This is a genomic window from Agarivorans aestuarii, from assembly GCF_019670125.1.
In the GTDB taxonomy this organism is placed as follows: domain Bacteria; phylum Pseudomonadota; class Gammaproteobacteria; order Enterobacterales; family Celerinatantimonadaceae; genus Agarivorans; species Agarivorans aestuarii.
Window position 1 is genome coordinate 153,453 of record NZ_AP023033.1, and the last position, 22,939, is coordinate 176,391.

Sequence of the window (22,939 nt, forward strand, 5' to 3'; positions counted from 1 at the left end):
TATTTCGGGATTAAACATGAGTGACTTTTGTCGTGTCGCGTGGAGCGAGGGGATGTTTTTGCGTCCTCAACACTTTCAGCAGCAAGAACGCAGTTTGAATTTTCAGTTGCAGCAGAATTTGTTGCAGCAATCCAGTTACTACTGGGGAGTAACAGAACTAAGTGTAGACCGCTCCCTATTAAGTAACAGTAAATTCGGCTTAAGTAGTATTAGCGCGTGTCTGCAAGATGGTGCGGCAATGGTTAGCCCCACTCGTGATCCTTTGCCTGAAGCGTTATCGCTGGACAGCAGTATTCGAGATCAGTTGGTGTATTTGGCGTTACCTACCGAAAAGTCCAATGGACTGAATGTATCGGCGCAGGGGCGTAGTGTGACTCGCTACCGTTTTGTAGATCATGAAGTGGTAGATACCAACATTGGTAACGACGCGGTGGAAGTGTTGCAACTAGCCCAGGCTGGCTTTGAGCTTAAGTTAGAAAGTGACAATTTATCAGGCTACGACACCTTAGCTATCGCTAAGATCATTGAAGTTTCGGAAGAGGGACAAGTTAGCCTCGACGAGAAATTTATTCCTGCAAGTTTAAATGCGCAAGCTAACTCGGTGCTTAAGCAACAACTGGCCGAAGTGCATGGCATGTTACGCCAACGTGCTGAAGCCTTAGCTGCACGTATTGGCGCAGGCCAGGGCAGTGCCAGCTCAATAGCAGATTTTTTAATGTTGCAGTTATTAAACCGATACGACGCATTGATTGCTCATATTTTGGCAACTAACGGCTTACACCCAGAACGATTGTTCCAGGAGTTGGCAGGTTTAGCGGGCGAGTTAGCCACATTTTCTAGTAAAGATAAACGCGCTCCACAGCTTCCGGGCTATCAACATGATGAGCTCACCCGTGTATTTGGCGATGTGATGGTGGTGCTTAACCAGTTCATGAGCATGGTACTGGAGCAAACGGCAGTACAAATTGCACTGGACGAAACCAACTACGGTATCCGAATCGCCCAAGTTCAAGATAAAGGCTTATTAGAACGCGCCGAATTCGTGTTAGCGGTAAACGCCAACATCAGCCCGGATGAATTGCGCAAGCGCTTCCCTGCTCAAGTGAAAATCGGACCGGTTGAACACATTCGAGATTTGGTGAATAACCAATTGCCAGGTATTTCTGCCATTGGCTTACCGGTAGCGCCGCGACAAATTCCATATCACGCCGGTTTTCACTATTTCAAATTGGATAAAAGCAACGATTACTGGTCACGGCTTAGTGCCAGTGGTGGCGTAGCCATCCATTTGTCGGGTAATTATCCCGAGCTTGAAATGCAAATTTGGGCAATTAGCCAGTAATTAATGTTCCAAGGATGAAATAAGATGTCAGAAGCGACAGTAATGAAGCCTCGACCAGGGAGTCGCGGTGGCAATAAGCCAGTAAGCGACTTGGGCAAAATTGCAGCTTCAGCAGCAGAGGCTGAATGCACCGTAGTGATTACGCCTTCTAAAAACAAAGAGCGTGGTGTGCAATTGCCAAAGTTTGGTGATAACCCGCTAATTGATGAAGCGAGCGCACTATTGTCGATGGTTGGGCAGATTCGTTGCACCGTAAAACACGGTGATATCGCTTCGTTACGTCAAGTATGCATCGACAAAATTCGAGATTACGAGGCTAACTTGCGCCATCAGCAAGTGAGTGCCGAGATCATTGAAGCCTCACGTTATTGCGTTTGTTGTTTCATTGATGAAACAGTATTAAACACCAACTGGGGTGGGCAATCTGTTTGGGCCAGCGACAGCTTATTATCCACCTTTCACTCGCAAACTTGGGGCGGAGAACACTTCTTCACCTTGTTAGATGAAAACCTAGCCGCTCCTCATGCCAAACCACAATTGCTAGAGCTACAGTACCTTTGTTTGTCTCTGGGTTTTGTTGGCAAAATGCGAGTAGAAGAGCGTGGCCAAGACAAACTTGAAGAGTATCGCCAGCAAGCCTTCGAGCGTTTGCAAGCTATTCACGGCGAAGCAGAGATTGCGCTGTCACCAAAAAGCCAAGCCAGCGCAAGTGTTGGCAGTGAGGCTAATGGCGGCTTACCTTTGTGGGTGATCGCTGCCATATTTGGCGTTCTGCTGTTATCAATTTATATGGCGTGTAGCTATTTCATTAACAGCTATTCAGACCAAGTATTTAATCAAATTAACGCCTTAGCCCGCTGGGAAAGCACTACCACCAATACTGCTGAAGTCGATGAACAACAAGTATTGATGTTACAGCAGCGCCTGCAAACTGAAGTCGACCGTGAGTTACTAGAGATAGCGCCGCTTAGCGATCGCATCCGCATCACCATTAACTCTAGCGAATTGTTTAGCCCTGGCAGCGCCGAAGTGAAGTCTTCGGTAGTTCCTGTTCTGCAAAAACTATCGCGGGCGCTTGAGTCTACTACTGGCCGAGTATTGATCACCGGACACACCGACAACCAACCTATTTTCACTAGCCGTTATCCGTCCAACTGGCACCTTTCTTTGGCACGCGCCACTGCCGTTGCCAACAGCATGTCTATAGGCACCTTGCTGCAAGGACGTTTATGGCCAGAGGGGCGAGGGGATTCAGATCCTCGAGCCAGCAACAACACCGAATCAGAACGTGCGTTGAACCGTCGAGTAGAGATTGATTTGCTTTATTAAGCAAACTTAAAGGATTGAGAAATGTTTAACAGTTTGTTTTTTCAACGCTTAGTGCAAATGCTTAAGTCAAAATGGGCAATCACCTTGTTGGGTTTTTTAGCGCTAGCCTTTTTGATCTGGTTTGGCGGACCATTGATTGCGATTGCAGGTGCTGAGCCTTTAGGTAGCGCCAGCGCTCGATGGTTCACCATCATTACGCTGGCATTAATCTGCATTATCTATCAGTTTTGGCAGCACGTTCGTAGCACTAAGCAAAATCAAGAAGCAGTGCAATCTTTATTAGACGGTCAAGACGAGCATGGCGATGATGAAGAGAGCCGCCGAGAAGTAGAAACCTTACGTGAGCGAGTTGTTACCGCTCTGGACGTGTTAAAAAATTCTAGTTTAGCCAAAGGCCAAGGGGTTTATCAGTTGCCTTGGTACATCATGATCGGCCCTCCAGGTACCGGTAAAACAACCGCGCTACAAAACTCAGGTTTAGAGTTTCCGCTTAAAGATAAATTAGGTGACGATCCCTTAGCGGGGGTTGGTGGTACTCGCCATTGTGATTGGTGGTTTACTAATAAAGCCGTGCTGATTGATACCGCCGGCCGTTATACCACTCAAGACAGTAACAGTGCTAAGGATTCTCGAGCATGGTTAGGCTTTTTAGGGCTACTTAAAAAATACCGCACCAAGCGCCCGATTAACGGCGCCATTGTTACCGTAAGTTTAGCGAGTCTTCTGCAACAAACTCGCACCGAACGTAACTTACATGCTCGTGCTATTAAGCAACGTATTCAAGAGCTTAAAAACCAACTCGGCATGCAGTTCCCGGTTTATGTTGTGCTGACCAAGGCCGATTTAATCGCTGGCTTTAGTGAGTTTTTTGCCGATTTAAATGCTAACGAACGTGAGCAAATTTGGGGGATCACTTTCCCTCTAACGGCTGAAAATGCCGACACTGGTGTGGTGGGTTTATTCAATCGTGAATTCCATGGCTTGCTTAAGCGTATTCAAACTCGCTTGAACGTTCGTTTACAGCAAGAGCGCGATATTGATAAGCGTACTTTAATGTACGAATTCCCTAAGCAAATGCATCTATTGCAATCGAGCATTGATGATTTCTTAAAAGAAATATTCTCGCCAAATGCCTTTGAAGAAGCGCCAATGTTGCGCGGTTTATACATTGCGAGTGCTACTCAAGAGGGTAAACCGATTGATCGGGTTATGGCCGAAACCTCAAACGGATTAGGTTTAGGGCAAGTACCGCTAAAACAGCAAGGTGGAGAAACTAAGGGCTACTTCATTAAGCGTTTGCTTGAAGACGTGATTTTCCCAGAAAAATTTGTAGGTTCGGTGAATCGTCACCACCAAAAACATTCAATGTGGACGCGACGCATTGTTGCTGGCGGCTGTGTGGTTAGCTTACTTACCTGTAGTTTGCTTTGGTACAACAGTTACAGTTGGAACAAACAATTAGTTGATACCAGCGAAGCGGCTGTAGATCAGTATAAGGCCATTGTTAAACCTGGTTTGTCTACCGATACCGACGTAATCACTTTGGTTCAGGCACTTAACGCTTTACGCGATTTACCGGCCGGCTTTAGCCAGCAATTGGTGAATGAAGATGTTCATCGCATGGGGCTTTATCAGGGTGAAAAAATTGGCCAACCGGCACAAATGGCCTATCAGCGAGCATTACAAGGTTTCTTTGCTACCTACTTAACAGAGTCGCTTACTCACGAGCTGGCCGAGAACGAAGAATACCTCGAGTACCTCTACGAAACGCTTAAAACCTATTTGATGATTTACGATGCCGAGCACCGTGAAATTGAACAAATATATAGCTGGTTTGAGATTTTTTACGAGCGCCGTTTACCGGGTGAAATTAACCAAGGCCTTCGCCAAGACTTAATGGCCCATACTCGCAACCTGTTTGCTGAAGGAATTAACCTTATCCCGGTTAATGACAACGCGATTGCTCAAGCGCGTAGCGTGTTAACCCGTATGCCTTTGGCCGAGCGTGCCTATCAACGTTTACGTATAGAGTTTTTGTCTAGCCACGTAGCCGACTTTAGGTTGAGTGATGTATTTGGTCGTCAAGGTCGCCAAGTATTCATCCGCAATAGTGGAGAGCCGTTACATGAAGGGATTCCAGGCCTTTATACCTACAGCGGCTTCCACGGTTTGTTCCGCATTGAGAATAACCGCATTGTAAAACGCTTGATGGAAGACAGCTGGGTATACGGCGACAGCTTATCGATAGATGAAGCAACCCGTGATGAAGTGGTTAAAGCGGTGAGTGAGCGTTACTTCCGAGATTACGTTTTTGAGTGGGAGCAATTGCTGGCCGACGTGCAACTTCGCCCTTACGCTTCAGCGAAAGATGGCGCTGTGTTAGCTAAGAACTTAACTGGCTCTGAGCGACCTCTGCAAAGCTTTATTCTGGCGGTTCAGAAAGAGTTACGTCTCACCGAAGTGGCAATGAGTGACAACACTAAAATGGCCGGTGAAGTGGCTGGCAATGTTGCTGATGTTGCTTTGAAAAATCAAAAAGCACGGATTAACCGCTTCTTACCAAACGATATGTCCAAGGCAAAATTGGCCTTGCCCGGCGCTGAAGTAGAAGCAGAATTTGAAGACTTCTTGAACATTAGCGAAGCCGATCTAGAAGGCATGCATGTCTCTTTATTGCAACTGCGTGATTATCTAGAAGTATTGTCCGAGTCAAACAACAAACGGGCTTACACCAGTTTGATGGATGATAACAGCCAAGCTGCGGTTACTAGTGCGTTACGTCGCTCTCGCAAAGATTTACCGGCGCCGTTTTCAACCATGCTAGGCGAGCTGTCTAGCCAAACCTCTTCGTTGGCTAAACGTGGTGCTCAGGTACATGTTAATGCGATTTGGAAAGACAGTGTTTACAAAGAATACCGTGCCGCGATTCGTGGAAAATATCCCTTTGATAGCAAAGCGGCTGATGAAGTGCGGCTAAAAGACTTTGGTCGCTTCTTTGGTTATGGCGGCACAATGGATACCTTCTTTGAGCGTTACTTGAAGTCTTCCGTTGATACTAGCAAACGTAACTGGAAGTTAGAGCGTTCGGTAGGCATCGACCCAGGTTCACTAAAAGTGTTCCAACAAGCTCGCCGTATTCGCGATGTATTTTTTGAGCCTGGCTCGCAAACGCCACGGGTGGAGTTTGGCCTTAAGCCGCTTTACTTAGATGGCCACATTAATAACTTCCGGGTTGAGTTGGGCGAACAAGAATTGGTATATCGCCATGGTCCGCAGCGTACCTCTCACTTTATTTGGCCAACCGACTCTAGCCGCAGCACCCGTTTAGCCTTTGTGCCGCCTAAATCAGGTCACTCTATTTCAGAGACTTACCCAGGGCATTGGGGCTTGTTCCGCATGCTTGATGGTTTAGCTAAGCAGCGCCCTGACTCACGTAAAGATAACGTGTTGGATATTGAGTTCAAGGGTAACAAAGTGCAGTTGGAGTTGATTCCAACAACCGCTATGCACCCATTCTGGTCTAAAGACTTAGCGAGGTTCTCATGTCCAGTAACGCTGTAAACGGTTTTGGTTATTTTGGCAAAGTGCCAGCACGCGGTGACTTTATTCAAAGCCATTTACCGAGTGATTTTGTTGCCAGCTGGAGTGAATGGTTGCAAGCCGTTATTGCAGTAAGCCGTGAGCAGCAAGGTGAGCGCTGGTTAGATTGTTACCTAACCAGTCCTATTTGGCACTTTGCTCTCTCCGCTGGGGTATGTGGTGAGTCTGCCATTGCAGGCACCTTAATGCCTAGTGTTGACCAAGTAGGCCGACACTTTTACTTCACTATGGCCAAACCGATTAACCAAGTACCTGTTGATGTATGGCAGCAACGTGAGTGGACCGAGCTAAGCGAAGAAAAAGTATTAAAGCTGCTGGATGATGATACCGACGTGGTTCGCTGGGCAGAAAGCGTGGCAGAACTGGATTGGTTAGATGGCATCAAAGCCGCTAACCCATTGCTTAACCATGCTAAGCAGAGCGAGCAATTAGTGTTGCAAAGTGAGCAGGCGATTAGCGCTGAACATTTACTGCATCAGCAATTACGTAAGCGTTTAGATCGTTACTGCATCTGGTGGACTAATGGCTCTGAGCTAGTTCCTGAGTGCAGTTTGGTGAGCGAAAGTTTGCCCTTAGTGAGCCAATTTTCAGCCATGTTAGATGGTCAATGGGAGCAATGGGGATGGTAGCTAGTCCAACTCTGATGGATGGATTTTTTGTTAGTTTTGCGCAAACCCATCCTGGCAAGGTTCGCCCTTACAACGAAGATGCAGTGCTTGATTTACGTGAAGAAGGCGTATGGGTAGTAGCCGACGGCATGGGTGGACATGCAGCGGGTGATGTTGCTAGCCAAATGGTGATTGATAGTGTGAAGCAGTGTGTTGAGCAAACTCCAGCAGCCAGCTTAAGCATCGATTGTTTACGCAAGGCCTTGTTGCAAGCTAATCAGCAAATCATCAATTTTTCGCAGCAACACCTCGATGGAAAAACCGCCGGCAGTACTGCTGTATTACTGCATGTTCGTGATGGTTTTTATCATTGTTTATGGGTAGGTGATAGCCGCATTTATTTGATGCGCCAAAATCATCTACAGCGTAAAACCCGCGATCATAGCCAAGTGATGGACATGGTTGAACAAGGACTGATTCCAGAATCTGAAGCCGAAGACCATCCTTTGTCGAACGTTATTACCCGCGCCATTGGCGTAAGTGACGAGCTTACGGTTGATCAAAACTCTGGTCAGCTATTGCCCGGCGACCAGTTCCTGCTGTGTTCAGACGGTTTAACCAAAGAGCTTACCGACAGCGACTTAGCCATGTGCATGCAGGCTAATAGCGTATCTGATATTGGCCTAGCGTTGATGCATTCGGCTTTAGTCAAAGGTGCCAGCGATAACGTGAGTTGTGTATTGGTTAAGGTGAGTCAAAGCGATGCTGATAGCGAAGAAGAGCATTGTGATGACACCGTGCCGGTGTTTTTTAATCGTCGTAATTCGGTGAGAGGCTAAGCGAATGTTTCAAGAATTGTCTGATATTGATTTTGAAAAACTTGCGCAGCCGGTGTCTGAGGACTTACCGACCGGTGAAGATCCGCGCTTGGATGCTTCTCCGCTGTCTACTTACTTCACCCTTAAGGATGTTCGCAATACCGCTCGCGCAGCTGAACGTAACGCCTTAGTCGATAACGAGCCCTTACTGAGCTTTGCTAATGAATGGGATCCGATCATCAACCAAGTACCGGAAGTATTGGTTGAGAACTGTAAAGACTTAGAGTTAGTCGCTTGGCTTATTGAAGGTTTAGTTCGCCGCAAAGGTTTTAAAGGCCTTCGCCAAGGCTTTGATGCCGCCCGAACACTAATTGAAAACCATTGGGAGCATCTATACCCAAGCCCCGATGAAGACGGGCTGGTAACCCGAGTAGCGCCTTTGGTTGGCTTAAATGGCTACGACGGCGAAGGCACCTTATTGATGCCAATCGCCTGTGTGCCATTAACCGACTTAATTGAAGAGCAACCTTATTCGCTTTGGGAATTTGAGCAAGCCAGTGAGGTAGAGCGTTTAGAAGAAACTAAACGTGGCCAACGCCATGCCGCAGGCGCAGTAAAGTTAGAAGATGTCACCCTCACCGTTAAAGCCACCAGCACGGCATTTTTCATCGAGTTATTGCAAGACATTGAAGCGGCATCTACTGCCTATTTGCAGCTTTCGGCCGCCATGGATGAAGCGGTAGGAGAGCCGCAACCTAGCTCTCACATAGTTAAGCGTTTAACCGATTGCATGGAGGCAGTGCGTTATTTGGCTGCTGACAAACTAAGCGCGGTTGAGCTTGAAACGGTAACTGAAGAAACACTAACAGAATCTGATGAACAGTCCGGCACTTCAGTGCCAGAAGGACCCAGTAATCAACTAAGAAATCGCGCAGACGCGATCCAACAACTTGGCAACATTGCTGAGTTTTTTAAGCAAACCGAGCCCCACTCTCCCATGGCCTATGCCATTGAACAAGTGGTTCGTTGGAGTGGAATGAGCTTGCCAGATTTACTGCAAGAACTGATTTCTGACAACGATGCTCGAACCGGTTATTTCCGATTGACTGGTATTACATCGGAATCACAGGACTAACGTGGTGCTTAGCGCTCTGCGTGTTAATCAAGAACAAGGAGATTGATATGGACAGTATCCACGGCAAGTTGTCTCGGGTACGCAAGCCACGAGTTCACATCACTTATGATGTAGAAACTGAAGGGGCTGCAGTTAAAAAGGAACTGCCTTTTGTAGTAGGCGTAATGGGCGATTTTGCGGGCGACAACACCGCATCTTTAAAGCCGCTAAAAGATCGTCGTTTTATCCAAATTGACCGCGATAACTTTGACGACGTACTTAAGCGCATGAATCCTAAACTGGAATTCAAAGTTGATAACAAGTTGGCTGATGACGATTCACAAATGTCAGTGGCGCTTGAGTTCAGCTCAATGAAAGATTTCGATCCAGCTGCGGTAGTTAACCAAGTTGAGCCATTACGTAAGTTAATGGATACACGTAATAGATTACGTGACTTGATGACTAAGGTTGACCGCTCAGAAGACTTAGAAAACATCCTAGAAGAAGTACTTAACAACACTGACTCTCTGCAAAAGCTAAAAGGCGAACTTGAAAAAGAGCCTAGTGCGGAGGATTCAGAATGAGCGTAGAAAGCCAAACTACTCTAGATCCAAGTGTTGAAGAAGCACAAAGTTCAATTTTAGAACAAGCGATTGGTGCCACTAAGCAAACAGATAGTTCTCGTTCAGAAGAATTATTACGCACGCTTACCGAAGAAGCGCTGAAAGGCACTGTTAGTTGGAACAAAAACTTAACAGTAACCTTTAGAGAAGCGATTGCCGGGATCGATGAGCTTATTTCTAAGCAGTTAGCTGAGGTTATGCACCACGAAAGCTTCCAAAAATTGGAAGGTTCTTGGCGCGGTCTTAACTACTTGGTGATGAACTCAGAAACCAGCCAAACGCTTAAGATCCGTGTGCTTAGCATGAGCAAAAAAGAGCTACACAAAGACTTAAGCAAAGCGGTTGAGTTTGACCAAAGCCAAATCTTCAAGAAGGTGTACGAATCAGAGTTTGGTACACCGGGTGGCGAACCTTATGGTGCTCTAGTCGGTGACTACGAGTTTACTAACCACCCAGAAGATATCGAGTCACTAAGCTTAATGTCTAACGTTGCTGCCGCTGGTTTTGCGCCGTTCTTATCAGCGTCTTCGCCAGCCTTGTTTGGTTTTGATAACTGGACAGAGTTAAGCAAGCCACGTGATTTAGAAAAAGTGTTTGAATCACTTGAATACACTAAATGGCGTTCTTTCCGCGAAAGTGATGACTCACGTTTTGTTACTTTGGCAATGCCACGTGTATTGGCTCGTTTACCTTACGGCGAAGCGACTACACCAATCGAAGAGTTCAACTACGAGGAGTTTGAGGTTGACGCTCAAACTGGCATGGCTCAAACCACCGAACACGATGAATACTGTTGGATGAACGCTTCCTACGTATTGGGTGTTCGTATGACCGAAGCCTTTGCTAAATACGGTTTCTGTACCGCTATTCGCGGCGCTGAAGGTGGCGGTAAAGTTGAAAACTTACCTTCTCACCTGTTTGTTTCTGACGATGGTGATCCAGATCTTAAGTGTCCAACAGAGATTGGCATTACCGACCGTCGCGAAGCAGAACTTAGCAAACTAGGTTTCTTACCGCTTTGTCACTATAAAAACACTGATTACGCGGTGTTCTTTGGTTCGCAAACTTGTCAGAAGCCGAAGAAATACGATAACCCAGATGCCACGGCTAACGCCGCTATCTCATCGCGTCTACCTTACATGATGGCTACCTCACGCTTTGCTCATTACCTAAAAGTAATGGCGCGCGACAAGATTGGTAGCTTTATGGAAGCCGAAGACGTTGAAAACTGGCTTAACCGCTGGATTCTTAATTACGTGAATGCTTCTGAGGGCGGCGGTCAAGAAATCCGAGCTAAATACCCATTGGCTGATGCCAAAGTTCAAGTAAAAGAGATTCCGGGCGCGCCTGGTTCGTACAACGCAGTTGCGTGGTTACGTCCTTGGTTACAAATGGAAGAACTGACTACTTCACTGCGCTTAGTCGCAAAAATCCCTGAAATCGGCGGATAACTAGATTGCGGGCCGCAAGGCCCGCCTTATTACTATGACCATGAGCCAAACTTTACCACCACTGAGTTTTGTGGATAGCCAAAGCCTGCATCAAGTTGAGTTAGATACTCAACATGTTGATGTGGATTGGTGTGCCCAGAGCCAAGTGGTGGATAAGTTTTTAGCGGCAGAAGATGCCTATTTAGCGCTGCGAATATGGTTAGAACGAGACAATCAACAATATGACTCGGCATGGACGGCGGAAACCCTAAGGCCGATTTTGTTACGTGCCATTCGCGACATTGATGAGCGTTTAAATGACCAAGTGAACGCGATTATTCACCATCAACGGTTTCAGGACTTAGAAGCCAGTTGGCGCGGGGTGAAATACCTTACCGAGCATTCAGGTACTCAAGACCACAGCCTGGTTGCCAAGGTTAAGTTAATTAGCCTTAACTGGCGCGAGCTTTGCCGCGATGTATCTCGTGCCATCGAGTTTGATCAAAGTGAACTGTTCAAGCTTATTTATACCAATGAGTTCAACATGCCGGGCGGTGAGCCCTTTGGCATGATTGTGGGTGACTACCAAATCTCGCACAAAGCCAAACGTGGCATGCCTACTAACGACATTGATGCGCTGCGGGCAATTAGCCATGCAGCAGCTGCCGCGTTTGCGCCTTTTGTAACTGGCGCTGCGCCATCAATGTTTGGTGTCGATTTCTTCAGTGAGCTGGCATCAGTTCGAGATATTAGTGCGCAGTTTTCGCAAGCTGAATACATCAATTGGCGCAAGCTGCGTAGCCAAGAAGACTCCCGCTTTTTAGGCATTACCGCGCCCAATATTCTAATGCGTGAGCCCTATCAACAAGATGGTCGTCGCCAAGAAGGCTTTATGTTTGTTGAGCAAGTTAACGATGCCGAAGGTGACTACCTATGGGGCAACGCCGCATATGGTGTTGCTGCCGTGGCCTTGCGCGCCTTTAAAGAATCTGGCTGGTTTAGCCAAATTCGTGGCTTGCAGCCAGGCCAATATAAGCACGGTTTGGTATTCGATTTACCCAGCTCTCGCTTTAAGTTTTCGCGCCATATGCGCTCGGCTAAGCCCTCGGTGAACTTGCAAGTCGGTGACCGTTTAGAGAAGCAATTGTCTGACAGTGGTTTTATTCCGGTGTCTACAGTTCCGCATACAGAACACTTAGTTTTGTATAGCAATGCCTCCGTGAACTTACCGAAAAACTACGACAGTTTATCGGTAGCGGTAAATGCGCGCTTATCGTCGATGTTGCAATACGTATTGTGTGTTTCTCGCTTTGCTCACTACTTAAAAGTGATGGGGCGAGATCGAGTTGGTTCATTTGATAACGCTAACTTGATTGAGCGTGACCTGCAAAGTTGGTTGCATGCTTACACCACCGCCTCTGATGAAGCCTCCGACGAGATTCGAGCGCGTTATCCGCTAAACGAAGCCAAGATTCAAGTTAAAGAACAAGCCGGTAAGCCCGGCCATTATTACTCCATTATCCATTTGCGTCCGCATTTTCAGCTCGACCAAATGATCTCCAGTATTCGCCTGATAACTGAGTTATCTCCAAGCTATAACCAAGCAGGATAAACAGATGCAACAACAAATAAAGCAGTTGATTCAACAAGGACAATTAAGTGAAGCAATCGCACAAACCATTGCTCACCTAAAAGTGATGCCTAAGGACTTAGATGCACGCAGCAGTTTTATTGAATTGTTATGTATTGATGGCCAGCTAGAGCGTGCTGATCAGCAGTTGGACTTGTTGGTTAAGCAGCATCCACAGTGTGTTCCTGGTGCCTTAAACATGCGCCAACTAGTGCATGCCGCGCAATCGCGGGTAGATTTTGCAGCTGGTGGAGATACCGCAAGTTTGGTGACGGGCGCGTCGCAAACTTTAGCGCCTTTGGTGGAAGTGCGCTTGGCACAGTTAAGTGACAACAAAACTGAGTTTGAACAAGCTGCTCAGCAACTAGAAAGCTTACGCCAATCAGCTGAAGTAGAGATTAACGGTAAAAACTGTAACGAGCTGCGTGATTTAGATGACAGCTTAGCGGGTTACCTAGAAGTATTTGGCTCTAATGGTTTGTATTACTTTGTGCCGTTCTCTGACATCACTTGGTTAAAGCTACTGCCCGAAACCACGTTGTTTGAGCACATTTGGCGCCGCGCCGAGTTAGACATTAAAGATGGCCCTTCCGGCGAAGTGTTCTTGCCAATGACCTATGTAAACAGCCAAAGCGATGCAGAAAAGCTGGGTAGAGAAACCGATTGGCAAGCCATTTTAGGTTCTGAGTTTTACCAAGGTCGAGGGCAAAAAATGTGGTTAGTAAATGATGACGCATTAGCTGTTTCTCAGTTGGAGTCGTTCTCTGTAGAAACAGCCACCGAGGCTGCTGAGTAATGAGCACTGTTCAACCCGCTTTGCAGCTTTCATTACTCGACAGGTTAAGTAATAACTTGGATGAGAATGCAGCAAGCAGTGATATCTATTCAAGCTACGGGCGACAAGCTTATCGGCGCAGTATTCGCCGTGATCTAGAGGCTTTGCTTAACGCCAAATTGCATTGGCATACCTGGCCTGAATGGTACAGCGAGTTGGACAAGTCATTATTTAGTTATGGTTTGCCAGACTTCTCATCTATGCCTCTGAGCAGCCAAGATGGCCGCGAGATGTTGTGCCAAATTGTTGAGCAAACCATTCGCAAATTTGAGCCTCGTTTTATTGATTTATCGGTGACAACCGTAAGTGAAGAGCAACCGCTTGATCGGGTATTGCGCTTGCGTATTCATGCTCTTTGTCATGCCGATCCTGAGCCAGAGGAAATGACCTTTGACTCTGAAGTTGAACCGGTATGCCTTGGCATAAAAATAGTTGAGTAGAGCATGAGTGACGAGCTGTTAAAGTACTACAACCGCGAACTAGCTTACTTACGCCACATGGGGGCTGAGTTTGCCGAGCGCTATCCCAAGGTGGCTGGCCGTTTGCGCATGAGCGAAGAAAGTGTGGAAGACCCACATGTTTCTCGATTACTCGAAGGAGTGTCGTTACTTACGGCACAGGTAAGACAAAAGCTTGATGACAGTTTTCCAGAGCTAACCGAAGCTCTGTTAGGGCAATTATATCCCGATTACCACGCGCCAATTCCGTCGATGTCGGTAATCAAAATGAGCACCCAAAATGTTACTGACTATAGCTTGATGATCCCCAAAGGCACCGAGTTAGAAACTCAAGTGCCGGGTTACAAAAGTTGTCGTTTTAATACTTGCTACGATACCGAAATGTGGCCAGTAGAAGTTACTCAAGCGAGCTTTGAAGGTGCGCCGTTTAAAGCGCCACGCCCTAACTTTCAAAAGAATGCTGCAGCGGTAATAAAACTGCGTTTAAGCTGTGAATTTGATGATGTGGCCTTTAGTGATGTGGGCGTGCAAAAAATGCGTTTCTACATTCACGGACAACCGCAGCTTAGCTACAAGCTTTATCAACTTATTTTCCAATCTAGTGTGGGATTGGCGTTTGCCTCTCCGGGCAGTTTACAAGCTAATCACTACTTGCAGGCCCGTCATATTAGTGCGGTGGGTTTTGCTGATGATGAAAAAGTGGTGCCTTATGATCAGCGAACTTTTAATGGCTATCGCTTGCTGGTTGAGCACTTTCTTTGCCCTGAAAAGTTCATGTTTTTTGAGCTACAAGATTTAGATCCTAGTTGGTTTGGTGACCAGCATGAGGTGGATTTATACATTTATCTTGATAGCGATTCAGACATACTGGCGAAGCAACTTACCGCCGATAATATTTTGCTGGGTTGTGTGCCAGTGATAAACCTATTTGAAGATGAGCTGGAGCCTTTACGTTTAGACCCCGCTCGTTTCGAACACCGCTTAGTGCCTCGTTATCGAGATGCAGATATCTCCGAAGTAGTGCGAGTAACCGAAGTAGAAGCCTTCGATCAACACGACAACAGTGTTGATGTAACGCCGTTTTACGGTAGCCAGTTACCGCATTACCCTCAAGCGGGGAATTTGTTCTGGACGCTACGCCGTGAATTAAATAAATGGGCTGGTGGACACGACGAACCCGGTGTTGAAAGCTACTTAGCAGTGGTTGATGGTGACGCTAAAGCCTTAGATATCGAGCAACATGAACAATGGTTGGTATCAGCTAAAGCATTATGCAGTAACCGAAATTTGCCAGCGCGCTTGCCTTTTGGTGGTGGACAGCCATCGATAGTGGTGCCGAGCCGTGCCGATTCGCTTAAGAATGTCCGTTGCTTATTGCCCTTTAGCGAGCCTATTCGCCCCGCTATGTTTGATGCTTCCCGTTGGCAGTTGGCTAGTCATCTAACCCTTAATCACTTTGCCCAGCCTAATGCGGTTAAGTTACTCCAAGAGCTATTACAGCTATACGATTTTAAGCAATCACCACAAACCAAAGTATTGATTGAAGCTATCGCTAAGGTAAACATCGAGCGGGCGACAGCTCGGGTTGTGCAAAATGGCCGAGTGGGATTTTGCCACGGTTCAGACATTATTTTGGAGTTTGTTAATCAAGAACTCTCCGGTATTAACTTGTTCTTCTTTGGCAACGTATTGGCGCACTTTTTCGCTCAGTACACCACCATAAACAGCTTTACTCGTTTATCGATTAAACACTTGGGTGCCAGCAATGTACTGCACCGTTGGCCGGCGATGGCTGGTGACAAGGAGCTAATATGAAGCTGTTTGACACCTTAAACAGTGGCAGTGAGCAAGACTTCCACCACAGCGTGGTTGCTATTCAAGCTGGTCGAGGTGCACAACACAACGGTGTGGGCTCTGATACTTTACCCAAGAATGAGGCCTTACGTTTTAAAGTGCCGCAAAACTTGGGTTTTCCCGGTAAAGCCTTGGAGCGGGTAGAGGCGCCTGTTTCTGAAAATCAGCCCTATTCAGTGTTTGTTAACTTTTTTGGTTTAACTGGGCCAAGTGGTGTGATGCCCCGTCATTACAGTGAATGGGTAATGGATCGTTGCAAGCAGAAAGACGAGTCGATGCGAGACTTTCTGGATATTTTCCATCATCGCCTGATCTCTTTATATCACCGCGCTTGGGAAAAGTATCAGTTCCCACTGCAGTATCAGCGTCAGCAACAAACCAACAAGAAAGACCCTATTTCTAGTGCCTTGCACTCTTTATCTGGTACTTCAAATCATACCCAACAATACCTAGGTGGTTTGTTTGCTCAGTCTATTCGTAGTGCTCAAGGTTTAAAGCAAATTGTAGAGCTTATTTCTGGCTGCAAGGTAGTGATTAATGAGCATTTAGGGCAATGGCTATCGCTAAGTGATGAAGAGCAAACCAGCTTAGCGAGCCGGGTTAATCCAGAAGGGCAACATGCGCAACTAGGACGCAGTGCCACCATTGGCAGCAAGGTTTGGGATGTAGGTTCTGCATTAGAAATTGAAATTCATGCAGCCAATGCACAAGGGGCTCAGCAACTTTTGCCGGGCAGTAAAACACTTTCATTATTACAAGAAACCGTCGCCGAATACTTGCCCGCGCACGTGCGTCCTCGTTGGAGCCTAATGGCCCGTTATCGAGATATGCCTAGTTCGCGTTTAGGTAAAACCGGTTTGGGCTTAGGCCAGGGTAGCGCGCTAACCATTAACAGTAAGCGAATGGACGAACAAACAAAAATCCCCATCGCGTAGTAGATTTTGTTTAAAGGATTATAGGAAATACAGATGTCGACAATGACTTTAAAATCAATGGTTGAGAAGCTATCGCCCACAGCCAAGCAGAGCCTAGAAGCGGCCGCTGCGTTGTCTAATAGCCGCAGTCAGTTTAGTGTAGAGATCCAACATTGGTTATTGGCGATGTGCGAAGGCCAAACCGAAGATCTTATGTTGGTGGCCGAGCATTTTGCGGTAGATATTGATGCATTAACTGCCGATCTAAATCGCAATCTCGAGCGGGCTAAAACCGGTAATCAGCAAACTCCTGGTTTATCGCCGCAAATTGTCAGCTTATTGAGCGCCGCTTGGATGGCTGCCACTATTGAATACAACGCAGACAATATCGCGCCTATCCACATTATTCATGCCTTGCTAAACGACGATACCCTTAGCTTTAGCACCATGCATTTCTTGAAGCAGTTAGAAAACATCGACCCGGCTCAGCTGGCGCATGTATGGCCGACGCTTAATCAAAATGCCGAAGCTGCAAGTGCAAGCCAAGTTAAAGGCTCGGGCAAAACACCAAGTTTAGATCAGTTTACTATCGACCTTACCGAGCAAGCACGCTCAGGCAAGCTTGACCCAATACTTGGTCGCGACGAAGAAATTCGCCAGATGATCGACATTTTAACCCGTCGCCGCCAAAACAACCCGATACTTACTGGCGAAGCCGGTGTAGGTAAAACTGCAGTAGTTGAAGGTTTAGCGCAGCGTATTGCTGATAATGATGTGCCCGAGTCACTGCAAAACGTAAAGATTCATGTTTTAGATTTAGCCTTGCTACAAGCTGGTGCGGGCATGAAAGGTGAGTTCGAAAACCGCCTTAAATCGGTTATCAGTGAAGTGAAGAATTCGGCTACACCTATTATCGTGTTTATCGACGAAGCGCATACCTTAATTGGTAGCGGCGGCCAAGCTGGCCAAAATGATGCAGCCAACCTGCTTAAGCCCGCGCTGGCGCGCGGTGAACTGCGCACTATTGCGGCAACTACTTGGGCCGAATACAAAAAGTACTTTGAGAAAGATGCAGCGTTAACGCGCCGCTTCCAAGTGGTTAAAGTAGAAGAGCCAAGCGAAGAAAAAGCCATTGTGATGTTACGCGGCTTACTACCTGTGATGGAAAAGCACCATCGCGTATCAATTAGCGACCAAGCCTTGCAAGCCGCAGTGCGTTTATCTAACCGCTACATTAATGCTCGCCAGTTACCCGACAAAGCCGTTGCTTTGCTTGATACCGCCTGTGCCCGTGTGGCGATGAGCCAAGCCGCTACCCCTAGCCAAGTAGAGCGTTTACAACGTAAACAACAACAGTTAGTTGCGCAAATCGAGCAATTGGAACGCGAGCAGTTAACCGGTTCAGAGCATCAAGAATTGCTGCAGCAGCTCAATGCAGAATTGGCTGATACCCAAAGTGCCTTTGAGCAAGCAGAAGCTACTTGGCGAGACGAGCAAGGCATGGTGCTTCAAGCTAAGCAACATGCCGATAGCATTCTCAATGCTGAGGAAGAAACCGAAGAAAATGCCCGCGAGCAGCTGGTAGAAATTAAAGCGAGCTTGGCAGAAGTTGCCCAACCAATGGTGTTTTTAGAAGTAGACGAAGTGCTAGTCGCCGAAGTTATTGCCGATTGGACTGGTATACCACTGGGTCGCATGCAATCAGACGAAGTGGAAACCATTTTAAGTTTGCCGCAAAAAATGGGCGAGCGAATTGTTGGTCAAGACCACGCACTAGAACTCATTAGTAAAGTGGTGCAAACAGCGCGTGCTCAGCTAAGTGATGAGCGCAAGCCAAACGGTGTGTTTTTGCTAACCGGACCAAGTGGTACTGGTAAAACAGAAACAGCGTTAACCCTAGCCGAGCAAGTATACGGCAGCGAAGATAACTTAACGGTTATCAATATGTCGGAGTTTAAAGAGGAGCATAAAGTTTCTCTGTTGGTGGGTTCACCTCCTGGCTACGTAGGTTATGGTGAAGGTGGTGTTCTAACTGAAGCCGTGCGCCGTAAGCCATACAGCGTAGTACTACTAGACGAAATGGAAAAAGCCCATCCGGGCGTGCAAGACATTTTTTATCAAGTGTTCGATAAAGGCACCATTAAAGATGGCGAAGGTCGAGACATCGACTTTAAAAATACCATCATCATCATGACTTCTAACGTGGGTACCGAAACTACCACCGGTTTATTTGAAGATGAAGAAACAGCTCCTGATATCGAAGGCCTAAAACACGCTCTAAGTGATGATTTACTCGCAGTATTTAAGCCAGCCTTTATTGGTCGCCTAAATCTTATCCCATTTGTGCCACTTAACCGCGACACGCTAAATCAAATTGTGCGTTTACAGCTAGGTAGAGTTGAGCAGCGATTTGCTCGAAATTACCAAGCAGAATTAAGTTTTTCTGAAGCGGTCATCGAACACCTAAACAGCCAGTCTCAAAATGCTGATGTTGGCGCAAGGGCAATTCAAAATAATATTCAAAATGAATTGTTGCCTGTGATCTCTAATAAGGTATTAGAAGCCATATCTCAGCGCCTTAATATAGAGAAAATTAGCGTAGATTTAGTTGAAGATGCTTATTGTGTCGAAATGTTGTAATTAGTGTTTTCACTATTGATCAAAATATTTATAATGTACCACTTAATTGGGTTGTGATTGTTATTCAGTTTTTGATGTTTTTGACATTTATTAAATTGTTTTACGGTTTCGACTAATAAAATTGCGCGTGTTAAAACGCTGCATTAAAACATACCCATTAGGGTTATTTTTACTTAATTAGCTAAAGGAAATTAGCATGCAAGCGAATACTTATTTGAAGTACGGCGATATCAAGGGTGAAGCGACAGCTGAACAGTACAAAGACTTAATTACTCTTTTGTCTGTAGATTGGTCAGTAGCACGTGAAATCTCTTCTCACACTGGTACTGCTCAAGATCGTGAAGCGAGTGCAACGCGTTTATGTGACATCAACATCACTAAAATGCAAGATAAAGCTTCTCCAGATCTTTTCAAAGAAGCCACTATTGGTAAGGGTAAGCCAGCGGTTTTCCACATTACTAAGCAAGGTGAGAAAATCGAAGAAATCATGAAAATTGAACTGACTGACGCAATGATTTCTAGCTACTCAGTATCAATTCAAGATGACCGCCCAGTTGAAAACATCACTATTTCTTACACAGAAATGATGATGACTGTTACACCTACCGATGACCAAAACAATGTTCAAGCTCCGCTTGTTTACGGTTACAGCGGTGTTAAAGGCCAACAAATGTAATTGGCTTTCTGCGGGGTAGTTAATCTATCCCGCTTATTTTTTTAACTAGCGTGAACATGAAGCATATGGAAAAGGCAAGTCAAAGTAAGAATATCATTCAAATAGAAACGCCATTGGGTAAAGATGTATTACATCTTACTCAGTTTGATATTCAGGAAGGTATATCTTCACCTTTCTCTATTAATGTTTCTTGTTATACAAATGGACAGATAATATCTGAGTCCGACGTTATTGGAAAACCGGTTACCATTAATTTAGATTATCTAAAAGGTAAAGCCAGTGTTACCCGTTTTTTTAATGGCGTTGTTGCCAGTATTACTTCTCTAGGTAGTCGTGTTCCTAGTGAAGCTGAAGGCGAAAAATACCAAGATTACCAACTACAGATCGTGTCGAATTTACACTTTCTTAAGCAGCGTAGTAATTGCCGAATTTTTCAAAGCTTAACCGCTGACGAAATCGTAAAAAAGATTTTTGCAGAACACGGCGTGCAAGTAAAAAGTGAACTTAAGGGAAGTTACCCAACTTTGGGTTACAAAGTTCAATATAACGAAAGTGATTTTGCCTTTGTGCATCGTTTGCTTGAAGAAGCAGGCATCTTTTACATTATTGAACACAGCAAGGCCAAGCACAGTGTTGTATTGGCTGATGCTTTGAGTGCCTACCGCGAAGCAGAAGAAAGCAAAGTAGCCTTTACCACCGGCTCATTGTCAGAATCACACGTGTTCTCTTGGAGTGGTAACCTAAACATCACTCCGGGTATTGCGAGTAAAGGCGGTTACGACTTTATAAAACCAAGCGCAAAACCAAAGGGTGAACAGCAAAATACGGCGTTAACCAAACAACAGCAAAATGGCGAAGTGTTTGAGTATTATGCCGGTTCTGAATTTAACCCTGCTTTGCAAAATGCTGCCAACGTAGCTTTAGAAGCAATGCAGCGAGATGCCTTAGTGTGCCGAGGTGGCAGTACTTGCGCTACTTTTAGCGCTGGTCAGTACTTTGGTTTTAAATCACATGAAGATCCCGCTCAGGTAGGGAAAAGCTACTTAATTACTCAACTTAGTTTGAGTGTTGCCATTACCAGCCAAACTGGCGCAGCTAAAAACAGCGGCCAAGTGCTACACAATCAGTTCTCTTGCATCCCGGCTGACGTATTGTTCAGACCATCCCAAACCACGGCTCGGCCGGTGATTCATGGCGCCCAAACAGCCTTGGTGACGGGTGATCCGGGTGAAGAGATCCATGTAGATAAATATGGCCGTATTAAGGTGCTATTCCACTGGGATCGTGAAGGCAAAAGTGACAGTAACAGCTCGTGTTGGATTCGGGTTTCGCAAAACTGGGCTGGCAGCCGTTACGGCGCATTCTTCTTGCCAAGAGTGGGCCAGGAAGTACTGGTTAGCTTTTTAGAAGGCGACCCTGACCAACCGGTGATTACAGGCGCGCTATACAACGGCGACCAAATGCCACCTTATGGCTTACCCAGTAAAAAATCGCAGTCTGGAATAAAGACTCGCTCAACCAAAGGCGGTGGCGAGAGCAATTTTAACGAAATTCGTTTTGATGACGATGCTGGTAAAGAGCTGCTTTACATGCAGGCAGAGAAAGATCTGCAAACCGAAATCAAACAAAACCAAACTGAAAAAATTGGTAAAGATCTTAGCATTGACGTTGCCGAAAACCAGTCTGAGAAAGTAGGTAAGAACCTAGTAATAGATGTTGGCAAAAATATCGATTTAGTGGCTGGCAGCAAAATCACCATTAAAGCGGGTGGCGCTTCTATCACCCTTTCAAGTGGCGGCAATATTGATATCAAAGGTACCTCGGTATCGATTAACGGCACCTCTATCGCGCTTAAAGCGCCAGCTATTTCACTGAACTAAGGGACATAATGGGTAAGCCAGTAGCAATGCTTGGGTCATTTCACGTATGTCCTAAAGTGCAAAATAAAGTACCGCATGTTGGTGGCCCGGTGGTTGGCGGCAACGGTACGGTAACCGCTGGCGGAATGCCGGTTGCTTGCGTGGGCGATAAGTTGGTGTGCATTGGACCGCCAGATACGATTAAGTCGGGTTCCTCTTCGGTTACGGTTGGTGGTAAAGCAGTAGCGCGATTAGGCGATTCAACCGCCCATGGCGGCAAAATTGTAGTAGGTAACCCTACGGTGTTAATAGGCTAGGCATGAACTTGCAGCTAGACATTGAGGCTCTGCAGCTTGGTGAATACAGCGATTCAAACGCTATTTTTGGTTTAAGCGATGATGAGATTGCTGCAACCGTAAGCATTAAGGGCGAGCAGGCTCTACGTCACTACAGCTTTAATGAAGCAGGTCGAGCCGAGCTAGCCAAGCTAAAAGTCGATGCTGATGCGGTGTTTGTATTGCTGCCTGAAGCGCCTCTAGAGCAGGCAAAAAGCCAAGTTTATCAAGATACTTTGGCATTGGTGCCTCAGTTAGCGCACAGCAAAAAAGTGTATTTGTTTCCCTATGGTCGCTGCGCCATGCAATTAGCGCTGCGCCAAGCGCTTAAGTTATTTAATCAGCAGTTGGCGGGCTCAATTCAGGTGCTGGCTTATCATCAAGATGAGCGTTTAGCTGCAACGCAAGCGCTTGAGCAAACCGCTAGCATTGCTAGTGAGTGTTTCATCGCTGCTCGGTTACAGCCAGCTAAGCGTGGTTTTGCTGTGCCTTGGGCCAGCTATGAGGTGCAAACCTCAGATAAAAGCATTGCTGCAACAGTGGCGGCGTTAATCCAACGTTATCGTGGCCAGTGCGGGCAAGAGCTAACTCAGTGCTATATGCCAAGTGCCTTAAGCAGTGAGTTAATGGATGGCTGGTTAGCGGCTTTTCAATGTTTTGAAAATAGCGTTGGTTCGCGCAGCCAAGTGATATTTGCTGACGCCAGAGTCGGGGACTTAGCGGCCTGTACTGGTTTGTTTAATTTGTGTCATTTATTTACTCACTATCAGCAGCAAAAACATGCTGGTTTGAGTTTTCAACTGGATATTTCTGATCAGACCTACCGCAGTGCAATGATGCTCGCGTGGGTCGCCTAGTGGTGTAAAACAGCAGT

Annotated in this window: 18 protein-coding genes; all 18 read left to right on the forward strand. The window is 46.2% G+C overall.

Annotated elements, in window-relative coordinates; genetic code table 11:
* The first annotated feature begins 16 nt into the window (after window positions 1-16).
* The 18 genes from tssK to K5609_RS00860 all read left to right on the forward strand — a co-directional run bounded on the left by tssK (window position 17) and on the right by K5609_RS00860 (window position 22,922).
* Window positions 17-1,342: a type VI secretion system baseplate subunit TssK gene (gene tssK / locus K5609_RS00775; RefSeq protein WP_221075561.1), complete on the forward strand. Its 1,326-nt coding sequence runs from the start codon at window positions 17-19 to the stop codon at window positions 1,340-1,342.
* Window positions 1,343-1,366: 24 nt separating this feature from the next.
* Complete coding sequence (gene tssL / locus K5609_RS00780) at window positions 1,367-2,671, forward strand: type VI secretion system protein TssL, long form (RefSeq protein ID WP_221075562.1); 1,305 nt, start codon at window positions 1,367-1,369, stop codon at window positions 2,669-2,671.
* 21 nt (window positions 2,672-2,692) lie between these two features.
* A complete protein-coding gene (tssM, locus tag K5609_RS00785; RefSeq protein WP_221075563.1) occupies window positions 2,693-6,232 on the forward strand; it encodes a type VI secretion system membrane subunit TssM in 3,540 nt (1,179 codons plus the stop codon).
* A complete protein-coding gene (gene tagF / locus K5609_RS00790) occupies window positions 6,214-6,900 on the forward strand; it encodes a type VI secretion system-associated protein TagF (protein WP_221075564.1) in 687 nt (228 codons plus the stop codon). The genes tssM and tagF overlap by 19 nt, the downstream gene beginning before the upstream one ends.
* Window positions 6,894-7,718, forward strand: a complete 825-nt coding sequence (locus K5609_RS00795) for a PP2C family protein-serine/threonine phosphatase (RefSeq protein WP_246611923.1) — start codon at window positions 6,894-6,896, stop codon at window positions 7,716-7,718. Before tagF ends, K5609_RS00795 begins: the two co-directional genes overlap by 7 nt.
* 4 nt (window positions 7,719-7,722) lie before the next feature.
* Window positions 7,723-8,832, forward strand: a complete 1,110-nt coding sequence (gene tssA, locus K5609_RS00800; RefSeq protein WP_221075565.1) for a type VI secretion system protein TssA — start codon at window positions 7,723-7,725, stop codon at window positions 8,830-8,832.
* A gap of 47 nt (window positions 8,833-8,879) precedes the next feature.
* Window positions 8,880-9,395, forward strand: a complete 516-nt coding sequence (tssB, locus tag K5609_RS00805; protein WP_221075566.1) for a type VI secretion system contractile sheath small subunit — start codon at window positions 8,880-8,882, stop codon at window positions 9,393-9,395.
* Window positions 9,392-10,885 (forward strand): type VI secretion system contractile sheath large subunit, encoded by a 1,494-nt coding sequence (gene tssC, locus K5609_RS00810; protein WP_221075567.1) that lies wholly within the window; start codon window positions 9,392-9,394, stop codon window positions 10,883-10,885. The genes tssB and tssC (K5609_RS00810) overlap by 4 nt, the downstream gene beginning before the upstream one ends.
* 34 nt (window positions 10,886-10,919) lie before the next feature.
* Window positions 10,920-12,476, forward strand: coding sequence for a type VI secretion system contractile sheath large subunit (gene tssC, locus K5609_RS00815; protein ID WP_152783829.1), 1,557 nt, complete (start codon window positions 10,920-10,922; stop codon window positions 12,474-12,476).
* Between the two features lie 4 nt (window positions 12,477-12,480).
* A complete protein-coding gene (locus K5609_RS00820) occupies window positions 12,481-13,290 on the forward strand; it encodes a type VI secretion system accessory protein TagJ (protein ID WP_221075568.1) in 810 nt (269 codons plus the stop codon).
* Window positions 13,290-13,769, forward strand: a complete 480-nt coding sequence (gene tssE, locus K5609_RS00825) for a type VI secretion system baseplate subunit TssE (protein WP_016399938.1) — start codon at window positions 13,290-13,292, stop codon at window positions 13,767-13,769. The genes K5609_RS00820 and tssE overlap by 1 nt, the downstream gene beginning before the upstream one ends.
* Before the next feature lie 3 nt (window positions 13,770-13,772).
* On the forward strand, window positions 13,773-15,602 hold the full coding sequence (gene tssF, locus K5609_RS00830; RefSeq protein WP_016399937.1) for a type VI secretion system baseplate subunit TssF: 1,830 nt from the start codon (window positions 13,773-13,775) through the stop codon (window positions 15,600-15,602).
* Entirely contained in the window at window positions 15,599-16,576 is a 978-nt protein-coding gene (gene tssG / locus K5609_RS00835; protein ID WP_016399936.1) for a type VI secretion system baseplate subunit TssG, read from the forward strand. The genes tssF and tssG overlap by 4 nt, the downstream gene beginning before the upstream one ends.
* Window positions 16,577-16,609: 33 nt before the next feature.
* On the forward strand, window positions 16,610-19,195 hold the full coding sequence (gene tssH / locus K5609_RS00840; protein ID WP_221075569.1) for a type VI secretion system ATPase TssH: 2,586 nt from the start codon (window positions 16,610-16,612) through the stop codon (window positions 19,193-19,195).
* 196 nt (window positions 19,196-19,391) lie between these two features.
* Complete coding sequence (locus K5609_RS00845) at window positions 19,392-19,871, forward strand: Hcp family type VI secretion system effector (protein ID WP_016399934.1); 480 nt, start codon at window positions 19,392-19,394, stop codon at window positions 19,869-19,871.
* 65 nt (window positions 19,872-19,936) lie between these two features.
* Window positions 19,937-21,751 carry a type VI secretion system Vgr family protein gene (locus K5609_RS00850; protein ID WP_221075570.1) on the forward strand — a complete coding sequence of 605 codons (1,815 nt, stop codon included), beginning with the start codon at window positions 19,937-19,939 and terminating at the stop codon, window positions 21,749-21,751.
* Between the two features lie 8 nt (window positions 21,752-21,759).
* Window positions 21,760-22,047, forward strand: coding sequence for a PAAR domain-containing protein (locus tag K5609_RS00855; RefSeq protein WP_016399932.1), 288 nt, complete (start codon window positions 21,760-21,762; stop codon window positions 22,045-22,047).
* 2 nt (window positions 22,048-22,049) lie between these two features.
* A complete protein-coding gene (locus K5609_RS00860; protein WP_221075571.1) occupies window positions 22,050-22,922 on the forward strand; it encodes a hypothetical protein in 873 nt (290 codons plus the stop codon).
* Window positions 22,923-22,939 lie beyond the last annotated feature (17 nt).

Excerpts from the sequence above, each read along its gene's own strand:
- tssK (WP_221075561.1), top strand. The coding sequence starts at position 17 with ATGAGTGACTTTTGTCGTGTCGCGTGGAGCGAGGGGATGTTTTTGCGT.
- tssL (WP_221075562.1), top strand. The coding sequence starts at position 1,367 with ATGTCAGAAGCGACAGTAATGAAGCCTCGACCAGGGAGTCGCGGTGGC.
- tssM (WP_221075563.1), top strand. The coding sequence starts at position 2,693 with ATGTTTAACAGTTTGTTTTTTCAACGCTTAGTGCAAATGCTTAAGTCA.
- tagF (WP_221075564.1), top strand. The coding sequence starts at position 6,214 with ATGTCCAGTAACGCTGTAAACGGTTTTGGTTATTTTGGCAAAGTGCCA.
- K5609_RS00795 (WP_246611923.1), top strand. The coding sequence starts at position 6,894 with ATGGTAGCTAGTCCAACTCTGATGGATGGATTTTTTGTTAGTTTTGCG.
- tssA (WP_221075565.1), top strand. The coding sequence starts at position 7,723 with ATGTTTCAAGAATTGTCTGATATTGATTTTGAAAAACTTGCGCAGCCG.
- tssB (WP_221075566.1), top strand. The coding sequence starts at position 8,880 with ATGGACAGTATCCACGGCAAGTTGTCTCGGGTACGCAAGCCACGAGTT.
- tssC (WP_221075567.1), top strand. The coding sequence starts at position 9,392 with ATGAGCGTAGAAAGCCAAACTACTCTAGATCCAAGTGTTGAAGAAGCA.
- tssC (WP_152783829.1), top strand. The coding sequence starts at position 10,920 with ATGACCATGAGCCAAACTTTACCACCACTGAGTTTTGTGGATAGCCAA.
- K5609_RS00820 (WP_221075568.1), top strand. The coding sequence starts at position 12,481 with ATGCAACAACAAATAAAGCAGTTGATTCAACAAGGACAATTAAGTGAA.
- tssE (WP_016399938.1), top strand. The coding sequence starts at position 13,290 with ATGAGCACTGTTCAACCCGCTTTGCAGCTTTCATTACTCGACAGGTTA.
- tssF (WP_016399937.1), top strand. The coding sequence starts at position 13,773 with ATGAGTGACGAGCTGTTAAAGTACTACAACCGCGAACTAGCTTACTTA.
- tssG (WP_016399936.1), top strand. The coding sequence starts at position 15,599 with ATGAAGCTGTTTGACACCTTAAACAGTGGCAGTGAGCAAGACTTCCAC.
- tssH (WP_221075569.1), top strand. The coding sequence starts at position 16,610 with ATGTCGACAATGACTTTAAAATCAATGGTTGAGAAGCTATCGCCCACA.
- K5609_RS00845 (WP_016399934.1), top strand. The coding sequence starts at position 19,392 with ATGCAAGCGAATACTTATTTGAAGTACGGCGATATCAAGGGTGAAGCG.
- K5609_RS00850 (WP_221075570.1), top strand. The coding sequence starts at position 19,937 with ATGGAAAAGGCAAGTCAAAGTAAGAATATCATTCAAATAGAAACGCCA.
- K5609_RS00855 (WP_016399932.1), top strand. The coding sequence starts at position 21,760 with ATGGGTAAGCCAGTAGCAATGCTTGGGTCATTTCACGTATGTCCTAAA.
- K5609_RS00860 (WP_221075571.1), top strand. The coding sequence starts at position 22,050 with ATGAACTTGCAGCTAGACATTGAGGCTCTGCAGCTTGGTGAATACAGC.